Raw genomic sequence first — 4337 nt, forward strand, 5'->3', positions numbered from 1 at the left:
GCGCTGCTCGATCGCCTCACCCATCGCTGCCACATTTTGGAGACTGGCAACGACAGCTATCGCTTCAAAGCCAGCTCCGAGACAGCCAAAAAAAACGGAAGGAGACAGCAGCATTGACGCCATCATGACGTGCAGAACATAACAACCGGGTGGGTCAAGTCTCGGTGACAATGCCGGGTCAGATCTCAGCGACAATCAACAATTCAACACCAAGGAGACAACCATTATGACACACGCCCCAATCGCCATGCGCAGCGCAGTCGCTGCTGATCTTGAATCGATGATCGCAATGCTGGCTGAAGATACGCTGGGCAGTCAGCGCGAAGATACACGAACGCCGCTCGATCAAGCCTATATCAACGCCTTTGACGCCATCGCGCACGACCCCAATCAGCTTCTTGCCGTGGCCGCCCGTGGCGATCGCGTCATGGGTATGATGCAACTGACCTTCATTCCAGGGCTATCGCGCCGGGGCGCATGGCGGGGCCAGATCGAATCCGTTCGCGTGTCCGATGCAGAGCGCGGGGCGGGCATCGGAAAGCAGATGTTAGAATGGGCCATTTCGGAGTGTCGCGCGCGCGGTTGCGGTCTCGTTCAACTGACCGCTGACGCGTCCCGCACCTCTGCCCATGCATTCTATGAGCGGCTGGGTTTTCGTGCGTCTCATCTGGGATACAAACTGGCAATTGGCGATTGAACATCGCAGAATAAAGGGGGTGGGAAACTTGTCGTTTCTTAGAAAATTCACTGGTCTGGCGATCGTTACAGCATCAACTTTCGCACCCAGATTTATGGCGGGAATACTTGTCCGACGTGTTTTGACACCTCGTCGCAGTCGATCTCATCTGTCACAGACGCATGAGCGCGTTGATATTGGCAATGGTATCGTAGGCTGGCGAGAATCTGGTCAAGATCCTAAGATGCCGCTGGCTTTATTCGTCCATGGTTTTGATGGCGATCACGATCAATGGCGTGCTTTTGGAAAGGTTGTGCAGCAGGCTGGTTATCGGGTGGTTTTTCTTGATCCGCCGGGCCATGGAACATCAAGAGCATGGCAATGCGATCCAATCGTATTCAGTGAAGCCGTAGGCTTGGCATTCAAAATCTTAGGTCCCATTTCCCTATATCTGGGTCATTCCATGGGTGCAGCCGCAGGAGTAATGGCGACATCTGACTCGATAAATGCCAATGCTTTTGTATTGATTGCGAGCCCGGTTGTAATGGCGCGCACCATTGAAGCGACTGCGCTCAGGATCGGGCTTAGACGGGCCGCTACTGATGCACTTCAGGACGAAATCGGGAGAAAGGTGGGCGTTCACCCTCGCAACATAGACCTTATGCCCTCGGTGAACGGTCAATCCGTGCCTGCCCTCATTATTCACGATCGTGGTGATCGTCAGGTTCCCTTCAGTGAAGCAGAGGAACTTCGCGCCGCGTGGCCTGACGCGCAGCTTTTCGCAACTGATGGCTTGGGGCACAACCGGATTTTGCAGGACGAAAAAGTCCTGCGTGAGGTTGCCGGATTTCTTGGAAGCCTATGAAAGAAGACCGCTTTTCACCTAATCTGACGTTTCATTCCCACGGCAGTTGCTTGCAGGTCGCGGCGAGGTGATCGACGAGTAGGCGCAGCCTCGTTGACTGGAAACGGTTGGGTTGAAAAACTGCATGGATATCCCGCTCGGGCCAAGTGAGGTGATCTGGAAGCAGTTGCAGCAAGCGCTGGCTCTTCAAATGCTCTGCGACATAGAAGACGGGCAGGATCGCAATGCCCACGCCTTCGACTGCGGTATGGCACAGAACATCCCCAGAATCGGATTTGAATGAGCCGCTCAGGCTGACCTGACCGGTTTGTCCCGCGCTGTCTTTATAACGCCACTCATGCAGCCCAGTGTTGCGGGTAAAGGCCAAAACATTGTGTTCCAAGAGATCTTCGGGCGCTATGGGCGTTCCATTTCGTTCCAGATAATCCCCACTGGCGCATAGGACAAAGGGACAAGACGCCAGACGCCGAGCAATCAAAGACGTGTCTTTTAGTGAGCCTATCCTGAGTACAAGATCGAACCCCTCGCTTGCTATGTCGACAAAACGCTCATCCAGGCTCACGTCCAATTCGACATCAGGATAGGTTGCCGCAAACTGCGCCACAGCCGGTCCAAGATATTTGACCCCCAAGCTGAGCGGCAAGCTCACCTTCAGCGGACCGCGAGGGTGAGATTTCAATTCGTAAATCTGTTCCTTCGCTTCTTCCAGATCCTCTAACGCCCGTTTTGCGCGTTCAAAATAGATGGCGCCTTCTTCGGTCACAGACACGTTTCGTGTGGTGCGGTTGAGCAGTTTGACCTGCAAATCCAGCTCAAGGTTCTGGATCTGCTTGGACACAGCAGAGCTGGTAATACCCAGATCCCGCGCCGCTCCAGCAAAGCTGCGTGCCTGAACTACTGCAATAAAGATGCCGACGCGCGAAGTGTGATCCATGATATTGGCAACTTTTTGGAATGATTGAATTGGATAATGAGCATATTATCAACCACAAGCAACAATGCAATATTCATACCAGACGAAAAACAACGCATATGGAGAAAGACAATGACATTCGAAACCAACACAAACTACGGCGCGTTACTTACCCGACTGTCCCTTGGCGGCCTTCTGCTGTCCCATGGGCTGCTGAAGGTAATGGTATTCACGGTCCCCGGCACAGTGGGCTATTTTGAAAGCCTGGGGTTACCTGCGGCGGCGGCTTATCTTACCATTCTGGCAGAACTTGGGGGTGGCACAGCGATCCTTCTGGGTCTCTACACTCGCCTTGCCGCTCTTCTGTCGATCCCACTGTTGCTCGGCGCGCTCTGGGCACATTCGGGCAATGGCTGGTTGTTCAGCGCCGAAGGTGGCGGTTGGGAATTCCCGTTGATGCTGGTGGTTCTGGCCGCCGCGGTCGCAGCCCAAGGCAGCGGACCCTTCGCTCTGCGCAAGCTGCCTGTGATCGATGGCTTCATTCCCCAGGTGCTCAAGGCCTAAACCGGGCATCGCGCGCAATTCTAAGAAAGCTACAACCATGGCCAAATTCCTTATGTTCGCCGGAAGTGCCCGCAAAGCGTCGACTAACAAACGGCTCGCAGCACTAGCTGCGAGCACCGCCAAAGCGGAAGGCGCAGATGTCACACTGATTGACCTCAAAGATTTCGGAATGCCGCTCTATGACGGTGACCTCGAACAAGATCGAGGCCTGCCAGAAAACGCGAAACGGCTCAAACAGCTCTTTGTGGAGCAGGACGGCATCTTCATAGCATCGCCGGAATACAACAGCTCGATCTCGCCCTTGCTCAAGAACGCACTGGATTGGATCTCACGTCCCCATACCGAAAGTGAGCCACCACTTTGGGCCTTTAACGGTAAGGTAATGGCGATTGGATCGGTAGCACCTGGGGCATTCGGCGGTTTGCGCGGGCTTGTTCCCTTGCGCATGATGCTGGGCAATATCGGCGTGACGGTCGTCCCAAATCAGGTTGCAATATCCAATGGGGTCAATGCCTTTGATGATGCAGGCGCTCTAAAGGAAAAGCAGCAATCACAGATGCTCAAGGCCACTATCAAACAGTTAATCCTGACGACTGACGCCATGACTGGATCGTTGCAAACAGATGAAAGGAACACGCCATGAGCTGGAACCCTTCAATTGAACCAACCTGCCCCAGCGCAGATAACGTCGACGCGATTGAAACACTGATCGTGCCAAGGGCGCGAGATATTGGCGATTTCGAAGTCCGCCGCGCCCTTCCTTCAGCCCGACGCCAAATGGTTGGTCCATTTGTGTTCTTTGACCAAATGGGTCCGGCTGAGTTCATCACAGAACAAGGCATCGACGTCCGTCCGCATCCCCATATCGGCTTGGCGACGGTGACCTATCTCTACAAGGGAGAGTTCCAGCACCAAGACTCTCTCGGCACCAACCAGATGATTTACCCCGGTGAGGTAAACTGGATGATCGCCGGGAACGGCGTCACCCATTCGGAACGCACGAGTGTGCAGACCCGCAAACGGCCAAGCAGCCTGTTTGGCATTCAGACATGGGTGGCCTTGCCCGAGGAAGCCGAAGACATGGACGCTGATTTTGAGCACCACAAGGAAGAAGCTCTGCCGTTCGTAGAAGGTGAAGGCAAACAGGTGCGGCTCATTGTTGGCAATGCTTGGGGTGAACGCGCGCCGACGAAAACATTTACAGAGATGTACTATGCCGATGCTATGCGCGTTCCGGGGACATCCGATCACCGGTTCCGATAACATCCGATCAGTGATTCCGATTTAATCCGATCACCTGTTCCGGGGCATCCGATCAC

At 54.3% G+C, this 4337-nt stretch carries 6 protein-coding genes and 1 pseudogene; 6 read left to right on the forward strand and 1 reads right to left on the reverse strand.

The features are described from left to right. From V8324_RS21220 to V8324_RS21230, 3 genes are all read left to right on the forward strand, one after another. On the forward strand, positions 1-117 hold a 117-nt coding region (locus V8324_RS21220), incomplete at its 5' end, for an ATP-binding protein (protein WP_336421891.1). Positions 118-226: 109 nt separating this feature from the next. Continuing rightward, a complete protein-coding gene (locus V8324_RS21225) occupies positions 227-697 on the forward strand; it encodes a GNAT family N-acetyltransferase (RefSeq protein ID WP_336421886.1) in 471 nt (156 codons plus the stop codon). A 28-nt stretch (positions 698-725) separates the two neighbouring features. Beyond that, positions 726-1541 carry an alpha/beta fold hydrolase gene (locus tag V8324_RS21230; RefSeq protein ID WP_336421887.1) on the forward strand — a complete coding sequence of 272 codons (816 nt, stop codon included), beginning with the start codon at positions 726-728 and terminating at the stop codon, positions 1539-1541. Positions 1542-1572: 31 nt separating this feature from the next. Here the strand turns inward: V8324_RS21230 and V8324_RS21235 are convergent, their stop codons facing one another. Then, entirely contained in the window at positions 1573-2475 is a 903-nt protein-coding gene (locus tag V8324_RS21235) for a LysR family transcriptional regulator (protein ID WP_336421888.1), read from the reverse strand. Between the two features lie 111 nt (positions 2476-2586). On the opposite strand from V8324_RS21235, the gene V8324_RS21240 reads away from it, so the two are divergent. The 3 genes and pseudogenes from V8324_RS21240 to V8324_RS21250 all read left to right on the forward strand — a co-directional run. Then, complete coding sequence (locus V8324_RS21240) at positions 2587-3018, forward strand: DoxX family protein (RefSeq protein ID WP_336421889.1); 432 nt, start codon at positions 2587-2589, stop codon at positions 3016-3018. A 37-nt stretch (positions 3019-3055) separates the two neighbouring features. Beyond that, positions 3056-3661 (forward strand): NADPH-dependent FMN reductase, encoded by a 606-nt coding sequence (locus V8324_RS21245; protein WP_336421890.1) that lies wholly within the window; start codon positions 3056-3058, stop codon positions 3659-3661. After that, a pseudogene (locus V8324_RS21250) lies at positions 3658-4263 on the forward strand (pirin family protein); the annotation flags it as partial. The gene V8324_RS21245 and the pseudogene V8324_RS21250, both read left to right, overlap by 4 nt. Positions 4264-4337 lie beyond the last annotated feature (74 nt).

This window comes from Roseovarius sp. D22-M7, assembly GCF_037083785.1.
Classification (GTDB): Bacteria; Pseudomonadota; Alphaproteobacteria; order Rhodobacterales; family Rhodobacteraceae; genus Roseovarius.

What these genes read in the sequence shown, in the direction of transcription:
- V8324_RS21225 (WP_336421886.1), top strand. Translation starts at nt 227, where the DNA reads ATGACACACGCCCCAATCGCCATGCGCAGCGCAGTCGCTGCTGATCTT.
- V8324_RS21245 (WP_336421890.1), top strand. Translation starts at nt 3,056, where the DNA reads ATGGCCAAATTCCTTATGTTCGCCGGAAGTGCCCGCAAAGCGTCGACT.
- V8324_RS21235 (WP_336421888.1), bottom strand. Translation starts at nt 2,475, where the DNA reads ATGGATCACACTTCGCGCGTCGGCATCTTTATTGCAGTAGTTCAGGCA.
- V8324_RS21240 (WP_336421889.1), top strand. Translation starts at nt 2,587, where the DNA reads ATGACATTCGAAACCAACACAAACTACGGCGCGTTACTTACCCGACTG.